The sequence below is a fragment of the Nocardioides ultimimeridianus genome, from assembly GCF_054777895.1.
This window is the reverse complement of sequence record NZ_BAAHAB010000007.1, coordinates 180279-203420: the sequence shown is the minus strand read 5'-3', so window position 1 is coordinate 203420 and position 23142 is coordinate 180279. Positions and strand designations below refer to the sequence as shown.

Below are 23142 nucleotides of genomic sequence, written 5' to 3'. Positions count from 1 at the left end.
CCGTGGCCAAGGGTAATCGGCGTACCCCTCCCGATCTGCCAGGTGAGGCGTGAGTGTGACGAGTCGCTCAGCGGTTCGGTTGCAGGACCGGCCGCCCGGGTCGGTGTCACGATGGTCACAGCACACGCGAAAGCCGAGGCCCGATGACCGTGCACCACCCCGAGCTCGCCGAGCGGGTACGCCGCCAGGCCGTGCTCCAGCCCGCGATGTACGGCGAGGTCGACCTGGCCGCGACGCCGTACCGCTTCACCACCGACCCGGACGTGAAGGCCTCGCTGCCCGGGTGGGTCGCTCCGCGTGAGCCGCTGCTGGCCGACGAGGCGACCGTCGAGCTGATGCGGACCGCGACGATGCTCGGGGACGTCGCGGCCGACCCCTACGCGGCGCTGATGGACACCTACGGCGTCAAGGGCCTGATCTCCATGCTCACCACCGCCTGCCGCGAGGGCATCGACGCGGTCGAGGACCCGCCCGAGGAGCTGCGGGCCTTCCTCGCCTCGATGGAGGCCGTCCCGGAGTGGCTGGACATGGACCTCGTCGAGGAGGGCGCGCGACACTCCCGCATCGCCGCGGCGTTCCTCGCGCCGTTCCTGACCCGCGGCGCCTTCCTGGCCACGTTCATCAACACCTACGCCGCCCTGCCGATGGCGCTCACCGGCGCGCTGTCGGACCGGCGGGCCGGGCGCCGGGTCATCGAGACCACGAGCTTCTTCGCCGTCACGACGCTGCCGGGCGCCCTGCGCAGGTACGGCGTGGGCTTCGAGACCACCGCCCACGTCCGGCTGATGCACTCCGTGGTGCGCTGCAACGCGCTCAAGCGGTCCGCGCGGTGGGACCAGCGGATCTACGGGATCCCGGTGCCGCAGGTCGACCAGATGCCGGCCGGGATGATCAACATCTACATCCTCGCCATGGCGGCGCTGCGGGCCGGCCGCACCGAGTGGACCCCGCGCGAGCGGGCGATCCACGAGTTCGTCCGCTACCGCTGCTTCCTGCTGGGGCTGCCCGAGGACCTGCTGCCCGGCGACCCCGCGGGCATCGTCCGGGTCTTCCACGCCCGCGCCGCCACGCTGCGCGACGACTTCGACGACGCCACCTGCGGCGAGCTCGTGCGATCGACCCTGGCGGCGTACCTCCGGCCCGGGCGGACGCCCTACGACCGCGTGGCCGATCGGGTCGAGAAGGCGTGGAGCAAGGTCTTCTTCACCCGCGCGTTCGGCCGCGGGCGGGGCCTCGCAGCGGGCTCCAGCGTGCGACTGACCCGGTTGGACCGGGTGCTGGTCGCAGCCACGACGCCGTACGTCCTCGGCCGGTTCACCCTCGTGGCCAGGGCCTCGGAGATCGCGCCGCTGCGGGTGCCGGCCGACGCGTACACCCTGCGGGTGCTCCGACGTTGTCTCGCGCGCTACGGCGTCAGCGAGACGATGACCGAGTCGCACGGGCAGATCGCCTCCTGATGGACCGCCGATGAACCACGTGGGGTTCGCGATCGGGCTGGTCCTGATCGGACTGCTGTCGGTCGGGATCGCGGGATGGTCGCGGCTCGAGCTCGGCTGGCAGCCGCTCACCGCGCTCGCCCGGGCGACGGTCCAGCTCGCCGTCGTGGCGCTGCTGCTGCGGGGCGTGCTGTCCGTGCCCGCGACGGCCGCGGCGTTCGTCGCCCTGATGGTGGCGACGGCGTCGTGGACCTCCGGCGGGCGCCTGGCCGCCGTCCCCCACGGCCGGCGGCTGGCGCTGCTCGGCGTGGTCGCCGGCGCCGGGGTCGCGCTGGTGCTGGCCTTCGCGACCCGGATGGTCGCGTTCGACGCCCGCCACGTCGTGGCGCTGGCCGGCATCGTCATCGGCAACGCCATGAACGCCTCCACGCTGGCCGGCCGGCGCTTCGCCCAGAGCGCCCAGCAGCGTCGCGACGAGGTGGAGGGCTGGTTCGCGCTCGGCGCGACCCCCGAGCAGGCGTACGACGAGATCGCGCGGACCGCCGTACGGGAGGCCCTGCTGCCCAACCTCGACCAGACCCGCGCCACCGGGCTGGTCACCCTGCCGGGCGCGTTCGTCGGCGCGCTCTTCGGCGGCGCCGGCCCGGTCGCTGCGGCCGAGTTCCAGCTGGTGGTGCTGTCCTGCGTGGTGCTGGCGATGCTGGTGTGCGGGCTGGTCGTCGCGAGGACGGCAGCCCGCACACCCTTCGTGTTCGTCGCGGCGGTCTAGTTCTCGACGTCGCCGCGCCAGGCGCCGGTCTCGGTGCCGCGCGACTCGATGAAGTCGCGGAACCGCTCGGCGTCCTTCTTGACCTGGTGCTCGTCGACGTTGATCGCGGACCCGGCCTTCTCGACGAGTCCGGAGGGCTCCCACTCGAGCTGGATCATCGTGCGGGTCGTGGTGTCGTCGAGGCGGTGGAAGGTGACGACGCCGGCGTGCTGGGTGTCGCCGCCGGTGGTGCGCCACGCGATGCGCTCGTCGGGGTGCTGCTCGGTGATCACGGTGTCGAACTCGCGCTTCACTCCGGCGATGTTCGTCACCCAGTGGTTGTGCGTGTCGTCGATCTGCGTGACGGACTCGACGCCGGTCATGAAGTTCGGGAACGACTCGAACTGCGTCCACTGGTCGTACGCGACCCGGACGGGCACGTGGACGTCGACGGACTGCTGGATCTGGCTCACGGGGGCTCCTCGGGGTGGTCGGTCGGTCGACCTCCCGTGCCCCGGAGCCCCGATGCCAAACGGTCCGGAGCGATGATGGGGCGCAGGTCACCTCACGATCACCCCACGATCACCTCATGGTCACCCCACCGCGGCCCGGTACGCCCGCCAGCCGCCGTAGGAGGTGATGTCGGTCCCCTGGTCGACGCCGTCGGCCGTGCACACGAAGCCGAGCACCTGCCGGCCGTCGGCCAGGCTCATCGGGCCGAGGGCGAGCGGCGGCAGCACCAGGGCGGCGAAGCCGGCGAGCTCGGCGGCGGGCAGCGCCCACACCTCCACCTCCGGCCCCCGACCGACGGGCGGCTCCGGGCTGCGCGGCCCCACCCGCGACAGCCCGGGCCTCGGCAGCGGGCCGGGGACCGCGAACATCCGGTAGTCCCCGGCCGCGTGCGTCGCCTCCACCAGCCGGGCACCGCGCTCGACCAGCTGGTGGTTGAGCGGCTCGCCACGGAGGTGCGCACCGGCCACCGCGAGCAGCACCTCGGCCCGCGGCGGCGCGGCGGGACGAGGCTCGCCGAGCCAGTCGGCCGCCGCGGCGTGCACGACGTCGTCGTGCCCGGCCGGGGCGAGCAGCTGGACGCCGAACGGCAGCCCGTCGGCGCGCTCGGGCCCCGGCACCGCGACCGCGCACAGGTCGAGCAGGTTGGTCATGTTGGTGAACCGGCCGAGGCGCGCGTTCACCCCGATCGGGTCGGCCGCCACCTCGGCAAGGGTCGGGTGCTCGCGGGTGACCGGGAGCAGCAGCGTGTCCACGCCCACCCACACCTGCTCGGTACGCCGGGCCAGCGCGGCCAGGCGCTCGAAGGCCGAGAAGGCCGCGGCCGCGGTGATGTCCGCACCGGGGCGCACGATCCGGCGTACCGCAGCGTCGACCGCGGGGTCGTCGTCCAGCGCGGCGCCGAACGACGTCCAGCGCTCGGCCACCCACGGCCCGTCGTACAGCATGCCGGCGACCTCGAGCAGCGCCTCGACGTCGACCGGCACGACGGTGCCGATCCGCTCGGCGTGCGCGAGGGCGCGGTCCCAGGCCTCGGCGTGCAGGGGCTCGAGGTCGAGCGGTGCGGCAGGCACGCCGATGACGAGCGGCCGCACCGGGACCGGCTCCGAGGGGACCCGCCGCGCGAACGGGTCCTCGGGATCGAAGCCGGCCATGACGTCGTACGCGCGACGTGCGGTGGCCAGGTCGCGGGCGAAGACGGTGACGCAGTCCAGGCTCCGGCAGGCCGGGAGCACGCCGCGGGTGGAGACCAGCCCCCGGCTCGGCTTGATCCCGACGATGCCGTTGAAGGCCGCCGGCACCCGGCCGCTGCCGGCCGTGTCGGTCCCGAGTGCGAAGTCGACCTCGCCGCGGGCGACGACCACCCCGCTGCCCGAGCTGGAGCCGCCGGAGACGTGCTCCGCCGAGCCCACCGCGTGGCAGGCGCCGTACGGCGAGCGGGTGCCCACCAGCCCGGTGGCGTACTGGTCCAGGTTGGTCTTGCCGACCAGGTCCGCCCCCGCGGCGAGCAGCCGCTCGACGACGGCGGCGTGCGCCGTGGCGGGATCGGTACGCCGGGGATCGGCGGCCGTCGTCGCGAAGCCGGCCACGTCGATGTTGTCCTTGACCGCGAACCGCAGCCCGGCCAGCGGACCCTCGGCGGCACCGGCGACCTCGCCGCGGGCGATCCAGGCCGTCATCCGGCCCACCTCGTCCGCTCGGCGTCGAACGCGGCACGACGCTGCCGGCGGAGCCGGTCGATCTCGTCGGCGCCGTCGCGCTCGATCCGGCGTACGTCCTCCAGGCTGAAGGTCCCGGGACGGACGTCGAGACCGGTCCGGCCGGCCTTGATGTCGGCGCGCGCGTCGGCGAGCTCCTCCGCCGACACCGCCCGGAACCGGATCCGGTCGAACTGGCGCAGCAGCCAGGGCCGCTCGTCGTCGGCCGTGCCGCCGAGGCGCCAGACCGGCACCGTGCGGCCGACCAGCTGGTAGCCACCAGGCCCCTCCATCCCGTAGATGCACAGGTAGATGCCGCCGATGCCGACGGAGTTCTGGGCGGTCCAGGTGCGGGCCGGGTTGTACTTGGTGGTCACCAGCCGGTGCCGCGGGTCCAGCGGCACCGCGACGGGCGCCCCCAGGTAGACGTCGCCCAGCCCGATCACGAGGTACGTCGCCGCCGACACCACGTCGAAGACCTCGTCGCGCTCGGTGAGGTCGTTGACCCGGCGGATGAACTCCACGTTGTCCGGGCACCACGGGGCGGTCGGGTTGACCGACGCGTAGCGCTGCATGGCCTCGTGCGCGGTGGGGTGGTCGAAGGCGATCGGCAGCACCACCTCGCGCGAGGCCAGCACGACCGTCGAGGGATCCGGCAGGTCCGCGGCCAGGTCGGCCAACAGCGCGCCGACCACGTCGATCGAGGTGTGCAGCCGGTCGACGGCGACGAGCAGCGAGCGCACGCCCTCCACGATCTCGACGACACCCCGGAGCCGCCGGCGGCGCAGCGCCTCGGCCAGCAGGTGGACCCAGACCCGGACCTCGAGGTCGAGCTCGGTGGATCCGGCCTCGACCAGCACGTGGCGGTCGCCGGAGGCACGGATCGACCAGGTGGGGGCGGAGGCAGGGGCGAGGACCGGACCGGTGGCCGCCAGCGTCGCCGGCCGCGCCGTCGTCGCGGGCGCCCCGGCGAGGTCCACCGGGACCAGCCGCACGGTGTCCGAGGGCCGCAGCTGGCCGAGCTTCCAGCGGTCCTCCTCGACCACGACGGCCGGCACGACGAAGCCGCCGAGCGACGGGCCGTCGACGCCCACGATCACCGGGGTGTCGCCGGACAGCATGATCCCGCCGACCGGGTACGCCGAGTCGTGCAGGTTCGACGGGTGCAGGCCGGCCTCGCCGCCGTCGGTGCGCGCCCAGCGAGGTGCCGGGCCGAGCAGCCGGATACCGGTGCGGTCGGCGCGGTGGTCGACGGTCCAGGTCGCACCGAAGAACTCCGCGACGCCCTCCTCGCTGAGGTAGTCCGGCGAGCCGTGCGGCCCGGGGATCACCCGCAGCTCCCAGTCGTGGCCGATCGCGGGCAGCGTCACGGCGGTGGGCTGGCGCAGGTTCTCCAGCCGGCCGAGCGCGAGCACGTCGCCGTCGCACAGGGCACGACCCTCGACGCCGCCGAAGCCGCCGAGCAGGAAGGTCGAGCGGCTGCCGAGCACGCGCGGGACGTCGATCCCGCCCTGCACGGCCAGGTAGCCGCGCAGCCCGGCGCCGTCGAGCGGGCCCAGGTCGAGCACCGTCCCCGCGCGCCACAGGTGCGGCGTGCCCGGTACGACGGGCCGCTCGTCGACCGTCGCGTCGTGGACGCCACCGCCGACGCAGATCATCCGGTCGACGTCGGTCACCAGACGCGGCCCGCGGATGACGCACTCCAGCCCGGCCGCGGCGCCCCCGTTGCCGAGGGCGTCGTTGAGCAGCCGCAGGGTGAGGTCGTCGAACGCGCCGGACGGCGGGACGCCGACGTCCCAGTAGCCCTGCCGGCCGCGCTCGTCCTGGACGGTCGTCTGCGCGCCCGCGTCCAGGACCGTGATCGCGCCCCTCACCAGTCCCCCAGCAGTCGCACCGGCGTCGGGTCCCACCCGTTGCAGGGGTTGTTGAGCTGCGGGCAGTTGCTGATGAGCGTCAGGATGTCGCGGCTGGCGGTGATGTCGACGTACTTGCCCGGCGCGGAGAGTCCGTCGTCGAAGTGCAGCCCACCTTGCGGATCCACCGGCACGTTCATGAAGAAGTTGATGTTGTGCCCGAGCTCGCGCTGGCCGATGCCGGCCGGAGCGCCGTACTTCAGGAAGGTCTGGCGACAGGCGTGCTGGTGCCGGGTGTGCATGCCGTAGCGCACGACGTTGCTCTCCTGCGCGCACGCGCCGCCGATGGTGTCGTGGCGGCCGCAGGTGTCGTCGGTGATCACCGCCAGCTCGTCGAGGCGCGAGGAGAGCAGCCGCGACCCGGTGGTCAGGTAGACCGCGCGCTGCTCGCGGATCGTGTCGAACGCCGAGTAGCGGTTGGTGATGTCATCGGCGTCGTAGAGCAGCGTGTCGACGGCCTGGTTGCCGTGCAGGTCCACGATGCGCAGGGTCTGCCCGGCGGGGACCCGCACGAGCGCGCCGTCGCCGGCGGCCACGACCAGGTCGACGGCGGTCCCGGTGATCGCGGAGAGCGTGGTCATGCCGGCACCCCCGTCCGCGCCCAGGCGCTCATCCCGAGGGCGCGCGCGGACTCCTCGCGCCACGGGGCGCACGGGTCGTCGCCGTCGTACGTCGTGACCTCGAGACGCACGCCGCCGGTGGCCGGGCTCGTGGCGAGCGGGTGGATCGCGGTGCTGAGGACCACCAGCACGTCGAGGTCGGCGCGCAGCCTGACCCGCTGGTCAGCGCCCGCGGGCCGGAGCGCACCGAGACCCGCGCCGGGCTCGATCGCCACGGACGAGAACCAGTTGACGGGGGCGTGCAGGTCCGCCTCGCCCAGGCCGTACTTGGCGAGCTCGAGCACCAGGCCGGCCCGCGCCGAGCGGCGCCACTCGTTGCGCTCGACGCCGTACGACGTCGTACCGAAGGCGTCGACGTGGACGTCGTGACTCATCCCGCCCAGGCAGTCGTGCCACGGCGTCGTGGACCCCACGACCGAGGCCAGCGCGCACCCGCGATCCGACATCAGCACCATCGGCGCGGTGACGCACGCCGACATCTGGGCCTTCATCGTGTCGGGCACGTTGAGCCGGTCGAGCCGGTCGGCGGCGAACAGCTGCATGGTGACGTTCGTGACCGGCGAGAGGCTGGTCATGGACAGGGCTTCGCCTGCTGCCAGCGGGAGCGTGAAGCACGCTCCCCCGGGCAGCTCGTGGACGCGGCTCACGCCTCGGCCTCCGCGAGGCCGTCGACACCGTGGAACACGTGCAGTGCCGCGCCGATCCGGGCCAGGTAGGCCCTGCGCTGCAGCGCGTGCGCGAGCGCGCCGATGCCGAACACCGCGAGCAGGGTCAGCAGCGGCAGGTAGTGCAGGTACCACCCGGCGTCGGCCGGGTCGTAGACCTCGGCGCGCGGCCAGCCCAGGTTGAGGGTCATCGCGATGCCGAAGACCACGGCGAGGGTGTTGACCACGACCCCGGTGCGACCCAGGGAGAACAGCGGACGGCCGGTCTCGTCGACGCCGCCCTCCAGGCCGCGACCGCGCACGCGGGCGACCAGCAGCGGGATCGTCACCATCAGGTAGGCGATGTAGAGCAGCATGATGCAGACGCTGGTCAGTCCGATGAACAGCCCGGCGTTGCCGATGTTGACGAGCAGGCAGACGCCGGCGAGCACGCCCGGCACGACGGTCGCCAGGACCGGCGTACCGGTGCGCGGCGAGACCCGGCCCAGGGCGTTCGAGAACGGCAGCACGTGGTCGCGCGACATCGAGAAGACCATGCGGGCGGCCGCGGTCTGGATGGCCAGGGTGCAGACCGAGACGGCGAAGGCGACGTCGATCAGCAGCAGCTTGCCGACCGGCGAGCCGAGCCGGCTGGTGAGCACGTACGGCAGGCCGCCGGTCGACAGGTCGCCGTCGGTGAGCGAGGGCGCCGCCATCAGGGCAGCGACGATCAGGAAGGCGCCGGCGACGCCGGACACGACGACCGCGCGGACGATCGTGCGCGGCGTGGTCGCCCGCGGGCGGTGGGTCTCCTCGGCGAGCTCACCGGCGCTGTCGAAGCCGACCAGGACGTAGGCCGCCATCAGTGCCGAGATGAGCAGCGGGACGACGTACCCGGTGTGCGCGTCGAGGCCGGTGTGGTGCAGGACGACCGACGGGCCGCGCTCGGCCTTGGTCATCAGCAGCACGACCAGGAGCACGATGCCGACCAGCTCGCAGGTGACGCCGACCGAGTTGACGATCGAGGTGATGCGGACGCTCAGCGCGTTGAGCGTGGTGGTGACCGTCAGCAGGATGCAGCCGAGCACGACGGCGTTGGTGGCACCGGTCGAGGTGACGACGCTGGGGTCGCCGCCGACGAGCTGGAAGCCGGACCACACCGTCGGCAGGACGACCTGCAGGGCGATCGCGGCGGCGGCCAGGGTGATGATCTGCGCGACGATCATGGTCCAGCCGGCGAACCAGCCCAGGGTGGCCCCGCCGAAGCGGCGCGACCACTGGTAGATCGCACCCGAGATCGGGTAGCGCGCCGCCAGCTCGGCGAAGCACAGGGCCACCAGCAGCTGGCCGGCGAAGACGACCGGCCAGGTCCAGAAGAACGCCGTACCGCCGAAGCTGTAGCCCAGGCCGAACAGCTGGAAGACGGTGGTCAGGATCGAGACGAAGGAGAAGCCCGCGGCGAAGGACGCGAACGTCCCCACCCGGCGGGAGAGCTGTTGTCGGTAGCCGAAGTGGCTCAGGTCGGATGAGGCAGCGATGTCGGGAGAGACCGAAGCAGTGGCCACGGTGGTCGCCTTCCGTTGTGCCCGGAAGCGCACGCGTCCCGGGGCCGTTGGGCCTCCCGGGCTTTTCTCCCGCCGTGGAACGCTGCGGCACCGCTGCCGCCTCGCCTCCCCTCTCGGACCAGGCCTTCGCGAGAAGCGGAACCCTAGGGGCGCTCCACCTCTGCGGTGGATCGGGACCCACTCAACCCAGCGCGGGTTACGGCCGCGCTGCGTCGTGTGTGAAGAACGTGTTACGCCGGTCAGCGGCCGAGCAGGTACGGCAGCCGGCGGCCGAGGAACGCGCGCGGGAACTCGTCCCGCAGCCGCCACAGCCCCGCGTCGACGACGAAGTGGGCCATGACCAGGCCCAGGTACGCGCCGTAGATCGCCCGCGGAAGACCGTGCGCCGTGTGGAGGTGGGAGGCCTGGTTGAGGAGCAGGCCGGCGACGAGGGCGCCGTTGACCAGGAGCAGCACGCCGAGCTGCGGACCGGTCGCCGACTCGACCGGCGCACCGGCCAGCATGCCGAGCAGCAGCAGGTACTGCAGCCCGTGCGCGATGGTCAGACCGGCCACGGCGGCGTACGGCGAGGAGAAGGCGAAGACGGGGGCGAAGAACAGCAGGGACACGGCGTACACCGCGACGAACGCCGGCGACCGCGCGCCCGGCGGCCGGCGCCACACGGCCGCTACCCCCACGGCGACGCTGGCCGCGAACACGACGGCACCGGCCGAGAACAGCCCGGGCACCACGAGATCAGGTGCGAGCTGGAGCAGCGCGGGGTGCCCGACCAGCGCGAGGATGCCGCCGCAGCCGGCGCCGATCAGTGCCCGCCGCTCGATCTGCGTCAGCCCGGGGAGGCGCAGGGAGCGGGCCGCCAGGGCGGCGATGCCGAGGTTCTGCTTCTGGAAGTGGAGGAACTGCCAGCCGAAATAGCCCAGCAGCGCGTCGAGGAACCAGGCCGACGGGGTCACGACCGCCGCGGCCGCGGTCCCGAGCACGAGCAGCACCGGGACGACGACGTACCGGGAGCGGTGCCGGCGGATGTGCCCGCGTACCTCGGGCACCGTGTAGAACCATGCGGTCGCGCCGACGTGCGTGGACGAGCCGACGAAGAGCAGCCAGACCAGCGCACTGCCGGGGCGTGCGCCCGGCGGCGGTGCAAGCGCGACCGCTGCGACGAACGGGGCGATCGTGAGGACCAGGGTGGCGCCCAGCCACCAGCGCACCGGCCTCGTCGGCGCGGCCGCCGGTGCGGCGAACGCCTCAGCCGCCACCGCAGTCCCCCGCCGCCCCGGCCGACGACCCCGAGACGATGAGGAAGACCGCGACCACGAGGGTCACAGTGATCAGCAGGGCCAGGGCCAGCACGAGCAGCACCGTACGGCGCCTCCTCGTGTCCTCCGTCCCGCCATCGTCCTCGGTGCCCGGTTCGGTCCACTCGCCCACGCTCGCGTCGCTCATGTGCCGTGAGACGCGCCGGCGGTCCGAAAGGTTGCAGCCTGCGCGAGACTGGGCGCCCACCCGCCCGACGACTCGTGCCCGGAGCAGCTGTGACCGATCCCCAGACGACCCCCGCTCCCGCAGCTCCGCGCCACGGCGGCCTGATCTACGGCTGCATGGGCATCGGCCGGTGGGACGGGCAGCCGCTCACGGCGGCCGACCACGAACGGGCGGAGGCGGCCGTCACCGCTGCCCTCGAGATCGGGATCACCCGCTTCGACCACGCCGACATCTACGGGCACGGCACGGCCGAGGAGGCCTTCGGGCACCTCCTGGAGCGGGATCCCGGGCTGCGCGGGCGGATCGGGATCCAGTCCAAGTGCGGCATCCGGCTCGCCACCGCCGAGCATCCCCAGCTCTACGACCTACGCCCGGCGACGATCCGGATGCGCGTCGAGCAGAGCCTGGAGCGGCTCCGCACCGACCACCTCGACTGCCTGCTGCTGCACCGCCCCGACCCGTTGGCCGACCCGGCCGACATCGGTGCCACCCTCACCTCCCTGTACGACGAGGGCCTGGTCGGCTCCGTCGGCGTCTCCAACATGAGCGCCGCCCAGATCGCGGCGCTCCAGCCGCACACGCGGGTGCCGATCGCGGTCGACCAGCTCGAGCTGGGGCTGCACCACCGGGGCTGGCTCGAGGCCGGCGTACTGGTGAACACGGCGGCGGCCGCCGACGTGGGCTTCCCGCACGGGACCCTGGAGCTCTGCCGCGCCGAGGGGATCGAGGTCCAGGCGTGGAGCCCGCTCGCGGGCGGCCGCTTCACCGGCGCGCCGCGCGAGCCCGGCGACGAGGACGTCGCGGCGCTGATCGCCGAGCTCGCCCGCGAGCACGGGACCAGTCCGGAGACCGTCCTGCTCTGGTGGCTGCAGCAGCACCCGGCCCGGGTCGTGCCGGTCATCGGCGCCACCAGCCCGGCCCGGATCCGCGCCTGTCGCGACGCGCACCACGAGCCGTCGCGCCTCACGCACGAGCAGTGGTACCTGCTGTGGGAGACCGCGCGCGGGGCCCCGCTGCCCTGAGACCTACCGCGCGCGCAGCAGCCGGTCGACCGCCGCAGGCGCCAGCACCGCCGAGAGGGCGAGGTGTGCGCAGCCCACGACACCCGCGCCGTCGGAGCCGAAGCTGCTGGGCAGGATCTCGAGCTCCTGGGACGCGGCGGCCGTCGCCCCGGCGTAGAGGGTCTCCCGGATGCCCGCCACGAAGATGTCGTACGCCGCCGCCATGTCGCCGCCGACGACCAGTCCGCCGGGGTTGAGCAGGTTGACGACGCCCGCCAGGACCTCACCGACCCGGCGCCCGCTCTCCCGGATGCGGTGACGGGCGGGCGCGTTGCCGCCGAGCGCGGAGGCGACCAGCTCGCGGATGTGGGCGACGGGCTCGCCGTCGGCCGCCGACTGCTGGACCAGCGCCCAGCCGCTGGCGACGGTCTCGAGGCAGCCGACGTCGCCGCAGCGGCACGCCCGCCCCTCGGCGGCGGCGACCTTGGTGTGCCCCATCTCCCCCGCGGCGCCCTTGGCGCCGACGACGAGGCGGCCGTCGACGAAGAAGCCGCACCCGAGGCCGGTCGATGCCTTGAGCACGACCAGGTCGCGGTGGCGCAGGAGGTGTCCGTGCAGCTCGGAGAGCGCGAGGGCGTTCGCGTCGTTCTGCACGGCGACCACGCCGGCGCCCAGCCCGGCGAAGTACGGCGCCAGCTCCACCCCGTCCCACTCGCGCAGAACCAGCGAGGACACCCGCCCGCTCGCGGCGTCCACGGCCCCGGGAACGCTCAGCCCCACCCCGCGGACGTCGCTGTCGGGCCGGCCGAGCGAGCGCAGCAGCTTGGCGAGCTCCTTGCGCGCTCGCGGGACGAGCGCGTCGGGCGGCCCGCCGTCGGCGTGCTCGACCTCCGAGCGGGCGAGGACCTTGCCGTCGAGGTCGCACACGGCCAGCTGGGTGCGGCTCCGGCCGAGCGCGACGGCGAGAACGACCCCGGACTGCGCGTTGAACTCCAGCTGGGTGGGCGGGCGGCCGCCGGTCGACGGGGCCTCGTCGCCCTCGACCACCAGGCCGGCCCGCATCAGGGCGTCCAGGCGCGCGGTCACGGCCGTCCGCGACAGCCCGGTGACCGACGCGGCCTCCGCCCGGGTGGAGACCTCGCCGCGCCGGATGAGCTCCAGCAGGCTGCCCGCCGTGGGGGTGACCGTCGAGAGTCGCTGCGCCATGCGCGCGATGCTACGCGTCGGGCATCCCGATGACACCCGACTCCCGAACATCAGGTAGTGCACTTAGGTATCTTTTCTGTACAAAAGTCCGTAGGCTTCGACATGTGACATGCGTAACAGACGGGCAGTCTCCCGCCGAGCAGTGGCCGGGCCAGAACTGGCCCCTCGGCGCCACCTGGTCGGCCGAGTCCACGAACTTCGCGGTCCACGCCCCCGGCGCCACCCGGCTGTGGCTGTGCCTGTTCGACGAGGACGACCGGGAGACGGCGTACGAGCTCACCGAGCGGAGCCTGGGCATCTGGCACGCCCGCATCCCCGGCGTCGCGGCCGGCACCCGCTACGGCTACCGCGCCGAGGGTCCGTGGGATCCCGCGAACGGGCTGCGGCACAACCCCGCCAAGCTCCTGCTCGACCCCTACGCGCGGGCCGTGTCCGGACACGTGACGCCCGACCCCGCCCTCTACGCCCACGACCTGACCGAGCCCGCGAAGCCCTCCCCGCTCGACTCCGCTCCGGTGACGGCCCGCAGCGTCGTCGTACGCGACGACTTCGACTGGTCCGACGACACTCCGCTGCGGCGGCGCTGGCGCGACACGGTCGTCTACGAGCTCCATGTCCGAGGCTTCACCCGCCTCGACGAGCGCCTGCCCGAGGAGCTGCGGGGCACGTACGCCGGCCTGGGGCACCCCGCGACCATCGGCTACCTCACCGATCTCGGGATCACCGCGGTCGAGCTGCTCCCCGTGCACCAGTTCGTCTCCGAGCCGGCGCTGCTCGACCGGGGCCTGGAGAACTACTGGGGCTACAACTCGATCGGCTTCTTCGCCCCGCACAACGCCTACGCCGCCGGAGGCGACCGCGGCCAGCAGGTCACCGAGTTCCAGCAGATGGTGAAGGACCTCCACGCGGCCGGGATCGAGGTCATCCTCGACGTCGTCTACAACCACACGGCCGAGGGCGGGCCGCTCGGTCCGGCGCTCAGCCTCCGCGGCCTGGACGACCTCGGGTTCTACCGCCGGGTGCCGGCGGCCGACCGGGACGAGGACGTCGCCGAGGACGTCTACTGGGACGTCACCGGCTGCGGCAACACCGTCGACAGCACCGACCCGAACGCGCTCCGGCTGATCCTGGACTCGCTGCGGTACTGGGTCACCGAGATGCACGTCGACGGCTTCCGGTTCGACCTGATGTCGGCGCTGACGCGCACCGGGTACGACGTGGACATGCGGGCCGAGCTCCTCACGATCATCAGCCAGGACCCGGTGCTGCGGCACGTGAAGCTGATCGCCGAGCCGTGGGACGCGTCGATGGACGGCTACCGGGTCGGCCAGTACCCGCCGCCGTGGGTGGAGTGGAACGACCAGTACCGCGACACGATCCGCGACTTCTGGCGGGACAGCTCCGACGGCATCCGCACGGTCGCGACCCGGATCGCCGGCTCCGCGGACCTGTACGCCGACGACGGGCGCTCGCCCTACGCCTCGGTCAACTTCGTCACCGCGCACGACGGCTTCACCCTGCGCGACCTGGTCTCCTACGACGCCAAGCACAACGAGGCGAACGGCGAGGACAACCGCGACGGCACCGACAACAACCGGTCGCACAACTGGGGCGCCGAGGGCGAGACCGACGATCCCGCCATCCTCCGGACCCGGCACCGGATCGCCGCCAACCTGCTGGCCACCCTGTGCCTGTCCAACGGCGTGCCGATGATCACCGCCGGCGACGAGCGCGGGCGCACCCAGGGCGGCAACAACAACGCGTTCTGCCAGGACAACGAGATCTCGTGGGTCGACTGGGCGGACGAATCCTGGCTGGACCTGCACGACCTCACCCGGGCCGCGCTGCGGATCCGCCGCGAGCACCCCGCGCTGCGCCAGCGGCACTGGTACGAGGGCCGGCCCACCGTCCCGGGCGGCCCGAAGGACCTGGCCTGGATCCATCCCACCGGCCGGGAGATGACGGCCGACGACTGGCACGACGAGCAGCTCCGGGTGATCGGCATGTTCGTCTCCGGCTCGCCGCTGCGGGAGGCCGGGCCGCGCGGCGAGGTGCTCCACGACGCGTCCTTCCTGCTGTGGCTCAACGGCTCGCCGAACGCGTGCGAGTGCCTGCTCGCCGACAACCCCTGGGTGACCTCCGGGGTGGTCGTGCTCTCCACCGACGAGGCACTGCCCGTCGGCACCCCGGTCGAGGCGGGGCGCACCATGCCCCTGTCCGCCCACTCCCTCGTCCTGCTCCAGACCCGAACGGATGGCCCCGATGACCAGCCCGATAACCAGCACTGAGCAGGTGATCGGGCGGATCCCGATCCTGGAGGTCTCCCCCGTCATCGAGGGCGGCGCGCTCCCCGCGAAGGCGGCGGTCGGTGAGCCCTTCGACGTAACCGCGCTCGTCTTCCGCGAGGGTCACGACGCGTACGCCGCCGAGGTGGTCCTCACCGACCCGCGCGGCAAGGACCGCGCACCACTGCGGATGCGGCCGCTCGAGCACGAGCGGGCCCGGCTGAGCGCGACCGTGATCGGCGACCGGGTGGGTGCGTGGACCTTCCGGATCCAGGCGTGGAGCGACCCGCTGGCGACCTGGCACCACGCGGCGACGGTGAAGATCCGGGCCGGGGTGGACGTCGACCTGATGCTCGCCGAGGGTGCCGCCCTGTTCGACCGGTGGCTGGGCGCGACCCGGATGAGCCGTGCCGACCGGTCGGCCGCGACGCGGGTCCGCCGGCTGCTCGGGGACGCGCGGACCTCCCTCGACACGCGGCTCGCCGCGATCGAGTCGCCGGAGCTGCTGGAGATCTTCGAGCGCCAGCCGCTGCGCGAGATGCTCACGGTCAGCCGCCCGTACCCGCTCTTCGTCGATCCCGAGCGCGCGCTCGCCTCCAGCTGGTACGAGCTGTTCCCCCGCTCCGAGGGCGCGTACGCCGATCCGGCGACCGGCCGGCTCGTCCCGGGCACGTTCCGCACCGCGGCCGAGCGCCTCCCCGCCGTGGCCGCGATGGGCTTCGACATCGTCTACCTGCCGCCGATCCACCCCATCGGCGAGGTCAACCGCAAGGGCCCGAACAACGTCGTGCTGGACCCGCCCGGCGAGCACCCCGCCGACTGGGTCGGCTCGCCCTGGGCGGTCGGCTCGAAGGACGGCGGCCACGACGCGATCCACCCCGACCTCGGTACCGAGGAGGACTTCGCGGCGTTCGTCGCGACCGCCCACGGGCTGGGCCTCGAGGTCGCGCTCGACTTCGCCCTGCAGGCCGCGCCCGACCACCCGTGGGTGGCCGAGCACCCGGAGTGGTTCACCACCCGCATCGACGGCTCGATCGCCTACGCCGAGAACCCGCCGAAGAAGTACCAGGACATCTACCCGGTCAACTTCGACCACGACTATCCCGGCATCCTGGCGGAGTCGGAGCGGATCCTGCGGCACTGGATGCGGCTGGGCGTGCGCACGTTCCGCGTGGACAACCCGCACACCAAGCCGGTCCACTTCTGGGCCGACCTGCTGGCGGCCGTCCGGCGTACCGACCCGGACGTGGTGTTCCTGTCCGAGGCCTTCACCAAGCCGGCGATGCTGCAGGCGCTCGGCGCGGTCGGCTTCCACCAGTCCTACTGCTACTTCACCTGGCGCAACGAGCGCCGCGAGATCGAGGACTACCTGCGCGAGGTCTCCCACGAGACCGCCCACAAGGTCCGGCCCAGCTTCTGGGTCAACACCCCCGACATCCTGCCCACGTTCCTGCAGTCCGGACTCCGGGCGGCGTTCCAGATCCGGGCCGTGCTCGCCGCGACCGGCTCCCCCAGCTGGGGCGTGTACGCCGGCTTCGAGCTGCTCGAGCACACCCCGATCCGGCCGGGCGCCGAGGAGTACCTGAACTCGGAGAAGTTCGAGCTGAAGGTGCGCGACTGGGCCGGTGCGGAGGAGCGCGGCGAGTCGCTGGCGCCGTACCTCACCCGGCTCAACGAGGTACGCCGGGACCACCCCGCGCTGCGGCAGCTGCGCAACGTGACCGTCCACCGCACCGACGACGACGCGGTCCTCTGCTTCAGCAAGCACGACGTCGTGACCGGCGACCTGGTCATCGTGGTGATCAACCTCGACCCGGCGAATCCCCGGGAGACCACGGTCCACCTCGACATGCCCGCACTGGGCCGGGACTGGCACGACGTGCTCGAGGTCGAGGACCTGCTCGCGCCGGGCAGCTGGCGGTGGACCGAGCACACCTACGTCCACCTCGACCCGGCCACCCGGCCGGCCCACGTGCTGGCCGTGCGCCCGGTGGAGGAGGCCCGATGACGGCACCGATGGGCCCGCCCGCCCTCGGCGAGCTGGACCTGCACCTGATCGGCGAGGGACGCCACGAGCACCTCTGGCAGGTGCTCGGCGCCCACACCGGCACGGTCGGCGACACGACCGGGACGTCCTTCGCCCTGTGGGCGCCGAACGCCCGCGAGGTGCGGGTCATCGGCGACTTCAACTCCTGGGACGGGCATGCGCACGCGATGAGCCGGCTCGGCGCCTCGGGCGTGTGGGAGCTGTTCGTGCCCGGCCTCTCCCCCGCGTTCGCCTACAAGTTCGCGGTGCTCGGCGCCGACGGCCGGTGGCGCGAGAAGGCCGACCCGATGGCCCGGCGCACCGAGGTGCCGCCGCGGACCGCGTCGGTCACCTTCGAGAGCACCCACGCCTGGTCCGACGCGGCATGGATGGCGGCGCGGACCGACCGGCCCGACCTCGCCCCGATGTCGGTCTACGAGGTGCACGCCGGCTCGTGGCGGCGCCACCCCGACGGCAGCTCCTACTCGTGGGACGAGCTGGCCGAGCACCTCACGGCGTACGTTGCAGAGATGGGCTACACCCATGTCGAGCTGATGCCGGTGATGGAGCACCCCTTCGGTGGCTCCTGGGGCTACCAGGTCAGCTCCTACTACGCGCCGACCGCGCGGCACGGCGACCCCGACGGCCTGCGCCGGCTCGTCGACGCGCTGCACAACGCCGGCATCGGCGTCATCCTCGACTGGGTGCCGGCGCACTTCCCCAAGGACGGGTTCGCGCTCGCGCGCCTGGACGGTACGCCGCTCTACGAGCACCCCGACCCGCGCCGCGGCGAGCACCCCGACTGGGGCACCTACGTGTTCGACTTCGGGCGGCCCGAGGTGCGCAACTTCATGGTGGCCAACGCGCTGTACTGGCTCGAGGAGTTCCACGCCGACGGCCTGCGCGTCGATGCGGTGGCCTCGATGCTCTACCTCGACTACTCCCGCGACGAGGGCGAGTGGCAGCCCAACATCCACGGCGGGCGGGCCAACCTCGAGGCCGTGCAGTTCCTCCAGGAGCTCAACGCCACCGTCTACCGCCGGGTGCCGGGCGCGTTCACGGTCGCCGAGGAGTCGACGTCGTGGCCGGGCGTCACCCGCGCCACCGAGCACGACGGCCTCGGCTTCGGGTTCAAGTGGAACATGGGCTGGATGCACGACACGCTGCACTACGTGGAGCGCGACCCGATCCACCGCGGCCACCACCACGGCGACCTCACCTTCACCCTGGCCTACGCCTTCTCGGAGAACTACCTGCTCCCGCTCAGCCACGACGAGGTCGTGCACGGCAAGGGCTCGCTGCTGGACCGGATGCCCGGCGACCGGTGGAACCGGTTCGCGCACCTGCGCTCGCTCTACGCACTGCAGTACGGCCACCCGGGCAAGAAGCTGCTGTTCATGGGCGGCGAGCTCGCCCAGGCCGCCGAGTGGGCCGAGCCGCGCGAGCTGGACTGGTGGCTGCTGGCCGAGCCCGAGCACGAGGGCGTACGCCGCCTGGTGGCCGACCTGAACGCGACGTACCGGAGCCTGCCCGCGCTGTGGGACGCCGAGGCCGACCCCGGCCGGTTCCGCTGGCTCGACACCGGCAGCCGCGACGTCCTCGCGTTCGTGCGCTGGTCGGCGGAGGGCCGGCCGATCGTGGTGGTGGCGAACACGGCCGGCGTGACCGTCGAGGACTACCGGCTCGGACTCCCGGCCGCCGGGCGCTGGATCGAGGTGCTCAACACCGACGCCTCGGCGTACGGCGGGAGCGGTGTGGGCAACCTCGGCGCGATCGATGCCACCCCCGACCCGTGGCAGGACCAGCCGGCCTCCGCGGTGCTCGTCGTCCCCCCTGCCGGCGTCCTCTGGCTCACCCCCGCACCCAGCCCCACATCCAGCCCCCCACCCAGCACCACCCCCACCCACGGCACGGCAGTGCCGCCGAACGATGGAGACACCCCATGAAGGTCCTGTCCCTGATCCTCGCCGGCGGCGAGGGCAAGCGACTGATGCCGTTGACCGAGGATCGGGCCAAGCCCGCGGTCCCCTTCGCCGGCAGCTACCGGCTGATCGACTTCGCCCTGTCGAACCTGATCAACTCCGGGTTCCTCAAGTGCGCGGTGCTGACGCAGTACAAGTCGCACTCCCTGGACAAGCACATCTCGCTGACGTGGCGGATGTCGAGCATGCTCGGCAACTACGTCACGCCGGTGCCGGCGCAGCAGCGCCGCGGCAAGCAGTGGTACCAGGGCAGCGCGGACGCGATCTACCAGTCGATGAACCTGATCGTCGACGAGCGGCCCGACATCATCGTGGTCTTCGGCGCCGACCACGTGTACCGGATGAACGCGCGCCAGATGGTCGACGCGCACATCGCCTCCGGTGCCGGGGTGACCGTGGCCGGCATCCGGGTGCCGCGCAGCCAGGCCAACCAGTTCGGGGTGATGACGGTCAAGGCCGACGGCACCACGATCGACGAGTTCCTCGAGAAGCCGGCCGACCCGCCGGGCCTGCCGGACTCCCCCGACGAGATCCTCGCCTCGATGGGCAACTACGTCTTCACCGCCGACGTCCTGATCGAGGCGCTCGAGGCCGACGCCAAGAACCCTGCCTCGCTGCATGACATGGGCGGCGACATCGTGCCCGCGATGGTCGCCCAGCAAGTCGCCGCGGTCTACGACTTCAAGGAGAACGACATCCCCGGCTCGGTCGGCGACGACCGGTGGTACTGGCGTGACGTCGGCACCATCGACTCCTACCACGACGCCCATCTCGACCTGGTCTCCGCGTCGCCGGAGTTCAACCTCTACAACCAGCAGTGGCCGATCTACTCGCTGCCCGCGCAGCTGCCGGGCGCGAAGTTCGTGCACGGCGCCTCGGTGCGCGACTCGATCGTCTGCGCGGGATCGATCGTCTCCGGCGCCAACACCGACGCCTCGGTGATCGGCACCGGCGTACGGGTGGACGACGGTGCGGCCATCCAGCGCACCGTGCTGATGGACGGCGTGCACGTGGGCCGCGGCTCGATCCTGCGTGACGTGATCGTGGACAAGAACGTGGTCATCCCGCCCGGCACCCTGATCGGCATCAACCACGACGAGGACCGCCGCCGCGGCTTCCACGTCAGCGAGGGCGGCATCGTCGTGATCGGCAAGGGGCAGCAGGTATGACCGAGGACCTGAGGGATCTCAGGGTCAGCATCCTGACCCGCGAGTACCCGCCGTACGTGTACGGCGGCGCGGGCGTCCACGTGGACTTCCTGGTCCGCGAGCTGCGGCACCTGGTCGATGTCAGCGTGGTCTGCATGGGCCCGGAACGGCCGGGCGCCACCGCCCACTCCGAGGACGACCCGCGGCTCGCCGACGCGAACCCCGCGCTCCGCGTGCTCTCGGCCGACCTCGCGATGACGGCCGACTGCGCCGACGCGCAGGTCGTCCACTCGCACACCTGGTACGCCAACATGGCCGGGCACTGGGCCAAGCTGCTCTACGGCGTCCCGCATGTGATCACCGCACACTCCCTGGAGCCCGACCGGCCGTGGAAGGCCGAGCAGCTCGGCGGCGGCTACCGGGTGTCGAGCTGGGCGGAGCGGACGGCGTACGAGGCGGCCGACGCGGTCATCGCGGTCTCGTCGGCGACCCGAGACGACATCCTGCGGGCCTATCCGGCCGTGCCGCCGGAGCGGGTCCACGTGATCCACAACGGCATCGACACCGACCTCTACTTCCCCGACCCGAGCCGGGCGACGCTGGAGCGGATCGGCGTCGACCCCGACCGGCCGTACGCCGCCTTCGTCGGCCGGATCACCCGGCAGAAGGGCGTCCCGCACCTGCTTCGGGCGGCCCTCGACTTCCATCCCGACCTGCAGCTGGTGCTGCTCGCCGGCGCTGCCGACACCCCCGAGCTCAAGGCCGAGACCGACGCCGCGATCGCGGCGCTCCACGAGCAGCGCACCGGCGTCTTCGTGGTGTCCGAGATGCTCCCGCCCGAGCAGGTGCGCGAGGTGCTCAGCCACGCCCTGTTCTTCTGCTGCCCGTCGGTCTACGAGCCGCTGGGCATCGTCAACCTCGAGGCGATGGCGTGCGGCACGGCCGTCGTCGCGAGCGACGTGGGCGGCATCCCGGAGGTGGTCGAGGACGGCCGCACCGGCATCCTGGCGCCGTACGACGCCTCCGACCCGGCCGCGTTCGAGGCCGGCCTGGCGGCGGCCGCCAACCGGCTCGTCGCCGACCCGGCGCTGGCCGACGCGCTGGGCCGGGCGGGCCTGGAGCGGGTGCGCGACCACTTCAACTGGCGCCCGATCGCCGAGCGGACCGTGGAACTGTACCGCTCACTGCTGTAGCGCGGCGCCCACGATCTCCTTCGCCTCCGCCTGGACGGTGGCGAGGTGCTCGGCGCCGCGGAACGACTCGGCGTAGATCTTGTAGACGTCCTCGGTGCCCGACGGCCGGGCCGCGAACCAGGCGGACTCGGTGGTCACCTTGAGGCCGCCGATCGCCGCGCCGTTGCCGGGGGCCGTGGTCAGCCGCGCGGTGATCGGCTCGCCGGCGAGCTCCACCGCGGCGACGTCCTCCCGCGCGAGGCGGGCCAGGCGCGCCTTCTGCTCGCGGTCGGCCGGCGCGTCGATGCGCGCGTAGGCGGGCTCGCCGTGCCGCTCGGTGAGCGCGCGGTAGAGCTCGCTCGGCGACTGACCGGTCGCGGCCTGGATCTCGCCGGCCAGCAGGGCCATGACGATGCCGTCCTTGTCAGTGGTCCAGGTGGTGCCGTCCCTGCGCAGCAGCGACGCGCCCGCGGACTCCTCGCCACCGAAGCCCATCGAGCCGTCGATCAGCCCCGGGACGAACCACTTGAAGCCGACCGGCACCTCCTCGAGCGGGCGGCCCACCTCGGCCGCGACCCGGTCGATCATCGAGGAGGAGACCAGCGTCTTGCCGATCCTCGTGCCCTCGGCCCAGCCTGGCCGGGCACCGCCGAAGAGGTAGCCGATCGCGACCGCGAGGTAGTGGTTGGGGTTCATCAGCCCGTCCGGCGTCACGATGCCGTGCCGGTCGGCGTCGGCGTCGTTGCCGGTCACGATGTCGAAGTCGTGGCGCCGCTCGAGCACGCTCGCCATCACGTACGGCGAGGAGCAGTCCATCCGGATCTTCCCGTCCCAGTCGACGGTCATGAACCGCCACGTCGGGTCGACCAGCGGGTTGAGCACGGTCAGGTCGAGCCGGTGCCGCTCGGCGATCGCGCCCCAGTAGTCCACGCTCGCGCCACCCAGCGGGTCGGCGCCGATCCGCACACCCGCCTCCCGGATCCGGTCCAGGTCGATCACGGAGGGGAGGTCGTCGACGTACGCGCCCAGGAAGTCGTAGCGACCGGCCCGCGCCAGCGCGACGCTGACCGGCACCCGGCGTACGCCGCCCAGGCCGTCGGCGATCAGCTCGTTGGCCCGCTCGGCGATCACGCTCGTGGCGTCGGTGTCGGCCGGGCCGCCGTGCGGCGGGTTGTACTTGAAGCCGCCGTCGGCCGGCGGGTTGTGCGAGGGCGTGACGACGATGCCGTCGGCGAGGCCCGGACCCTCGGTGCGGCCGCCGTTGGCCGTGATGATCGCGTGCGAGAGCGCGGGGGTGGGCGTGTAGCCGTCCCGGGAGTCGACCAGCACGGTCACGTCGTTGGCGGCGAGCACCTCGAGCGCGGTCACCCACGCCGGCTCGGACAGCGCGTGCGTGTCACGGCCGAAGAAGAGCGGCCCGGTGTAGCCGCAGCCCGCGCGGTAGTCGCAGATCGCCTGGGTGATCGCCGCGATGTGCGCCTCGTTGAAGGAGGCGCTCAACGACGAGCCGCGGTGGCCGCTGGTGCCGAAGGCGACCCGTTGGGCGGGGTCCTCGAGGTCGGGCTCCGTGGTGAAGTACGCCGTCACCAGGCGTGGCACGTCCACGAGATCGGTCGTGGTGGCGGGCGTTCCGGGCTGGGTCATCTGGTGGGGCCTCTCATCGACTGGTCACTTGCACCGTAGGGTGCGACTTTTGTCCCCGCAATA

General features: G+C 72.8%; 17 protein-coding genes and 1 riboswitch. Of the genes, 8 read left to right on the top strand and 9 right to left on the bottom strand.

Translation table 11 applies throughout. The annotated features are described in order from the left end of the window. Nucleotides 1–143: 143 nt before the first annotated feature. Together ACYU8V_RS07740 and ACYU8V_RS07735 are read left to right on the top strand one after the other, a co-directional pair. Nucleotides 144–1457: a hypothetical protein gene (locus ACYU8V_RS07740; protein WP_460846407.1), complete on the top strand. Its 1314-nt coding sequence runs from the start codon at nt 144–146 to the stop codon at nt 1455–1457. 10 nt (nt 1458–1467) lie between these two features. Beyond that, complete coding sequence (locus tag ACYU8V_RS07735; RefSeq protein WP_460846406.1) at nt 1468–2205, top strand: ABC transporter permease; 738 nt, start codon at nt 1468–1470, stop codon at nt 2203–2205. On the opposite strand, the gene ACYU8V_RS07730 is transcribed toward ACYU8V_RS07735, so the two are convergent. The 7 genes from ACYU8V_RS07730 to ACYU8V_RS07700 form a co-directional block, all read right to left on the bottom strand. Further along, entirely contained in the window at nt 2202–2657 is a 456-nt protein-coding gene (locus ACYU8V_RS07730) for an SRPBCC family protein (RefSeq protein ID WP_460846405.1), read from the bottom strand. The genes ACYU8V_RS07735 and ACYU8V_RS07730 overlap by 4 nt on opposite strands. 120 nt (nt 2658–2777) lie before the next feature. After that, on the bottom strand, nt 2778–4373 hold the full coding sequence (gene atzF / locus ACYU8V_RS07725) for an allophanate hydrolase (RefSeq protein WP_460846404.1): 1596 nt from the start codon (nt 4371–4373) through the stop codon (nt 2778–2780). After that, nucleotides 4370–6265, bottom strand: coding sequence for a 5-oxoprolinase/urea amidolyase family protein (locus ACYU8V_RS07720; RefSeq protein ID WP_460846403.1), 1896 nt, complete (start codon nt 6263–6265; stop codon nt 4370–4372). Before ACYU8V_RS07720 ends, atzF begins: the two co-directional genes overlap by 4 nt. Beyond that, entirely contained in the window at nt 6262–6885 is a 624-nt protein-coding gene (locus tag ACYU8V_RS07715; protein WP_460846402.1) for an urea amidolyase associated protein UAAP2, read from the bottom strand. Before ACYU8V_RS07715 ends, ACYU8V_RS07720 begins: the two co-directional genes overlap by 4 nt. Beyond that, nucleotides 6882–7571, bottom strand: a complete 690-nt coding sequence (locus ACYU8V_RS07710) for a DUF1989 domain-containing protein (RefSeq protein WP_460846399.1) — start codon at nt 7569–7571, stop codon at nt 6882–6884. The genes ACYU8V_RS07715 and ACYU8V_RS07710 overlap by 4 nt, the downstream gene beginning before the upstream one ends. Further along, nucleotides 7568–9133: an amino acid permease gene (locus ACYU8V_RS07705; protein ID WP_460846397.1), complete on the bottom strand. Its 1566-nt coding sequence runs from the start codon at nt 9131–9133 to the stop codon at nt 7568–7570. The genes ACYU8V_RS07710 and ACYU8V_RS07705 overlap by 4 nt, the downstream gene beginning before the upstream one ends. A 51-nt stretch (nt 9134–9184) precedes the next feature. Then, a riboswitch (guanidine-I (ykkC/yxkD leader) is annotated at nt 9185–9291 on the bottom strand. 81 nt (nt 9292–9372) lie between these two features. Continuing rightward, the gene (locus ACYU8V_RS07700) at nt 9373–10389 is read right to left on the bottom strand and encodes a hypothetical protein (RefSeq protein ID WP_460846396.1); all 1017 of its coding nucleotides are present in this window, start codon (nt 10387–10389) and stop codon (nt 9373–9375) included. 276 nt (nt 10390–10665) lie between these two features. On the opposite strand from ACYU8V_RS07700, the gene ACYU8V_RS07695 reads away from it, so the two are divergent. Then, nucleotides 10666–11637 (top strand): aldo/keto reductase, encoded by a 972-nt coding sequence (locus ACYU8V_RS07695; RefSeq protein ID WP_460846395.1) that lies wholly within the window; start codon nt 10666–10668, stop codon nt 11635–11637. A 3-nt stretch (nt 11638–11640) separates the two neighbouring features. Here the strand turns inward: ACYU8V_RS07695 and ACYU8V_RS07690 are convergent, their stop codons facing one another. After that, on the bottom strand, nt 11641–12822 hold the full coding sequence (locus tag ACYU8V_RS07690; RefSeq protein WP_460846394.1) for an ROK family protein: 1182 nt from the start codon (nt 12820–12822) through the stop codon (nt 11641–11643). 104 nt (nt 12823–12926) lie between these two features. Here ACYU8V_RS07690 and glgX point away from each other — a divergent pair, with 104 nt between their 5' ends. From glgX to glgA, 5 genes are read left to right on the top strand one after another with little or no spacing between them, the layout of a single operon-like run. Next, entirely contained in the window at nt 12927–15110 is a 2184-nt protein-coding gene (gene glgX / locus ACYU8V_RS07685) for a glycogen debranching protein GlgX (protein WP_460846393.1), read from the top strand. Continuing rightward, a complete protein-coding gene (locus ACYU8V_RS07680; protein WP_460846392.1) occupies nt 15085–17115 on the top strand; it encodes a maltotransferase domain-containing protein in 2031 nt (676 codons plus the stop codon). Before glgX ends, ACYU8V_RS07680 begins: the two co-directional genes overlap by 26 nt. Next, nucleotides 17112–19079, top strand: a complete 1968-nt coding sequence (gene glgB / locus ACYU8V_RS07675) for a 1,4-alpha-glucan branching protein GlgB (protein WP_460846391.1) — start codon at nt 17112–17114, stop codon at nt 19077–19079. The genes ACYU8V_RS07680 and glgB overlap by 4 nt, the downstream gene beginning before the upstream one ends. Beyond that, the gene (glgC, locus tag ACYU8V_RS07670) at nt 19076–20284 is read left to right on the top strand and encodes a glucose-1-phosphate adenylyltransferase (RefSeq protein WP_460846389.1); all 1209 of its coding nucleotides are present in this window, start codon (nt 19076–19078) and stop codon (nt 20282–20284) included. Before glgB ends, glgC begins: the two co-directional genes overlap by 4 nt. Beyond that, nucleotides 20281–21456 (top strand): glycogen synthase, encoded by a 1176-nt coding sequence (glgA, locus tag ACYU8V_RS07665; RefSeq protein ID WP_460846387.1) that lies wholly within the window; start codon nt 20281–20283, stop codon nt 21454–21456. Before glgC ends, glgA begins: the two co-directional genes overlap by 4 nt. On the opposite strand, the gene pgm is transcribed toward glgA, so the two are convergent. Then, entirely contained in the window at nt 21445–23079 is a 1635-nt protein-coding gene (gene pgm / locus ACYU8V_RS07660; RefSeq protein ID WP_460846386.1) for a phosphoglucomutase (alpha-D-glucose-1,6-bisphosphate-dependent), read from the bottom strand. The two genes, glgA and pgm, sit on opposite strands and share 12 nt — an antisense overlap. Nucleotides 23080–23142 lie beyond the last annotated feature (63 nt).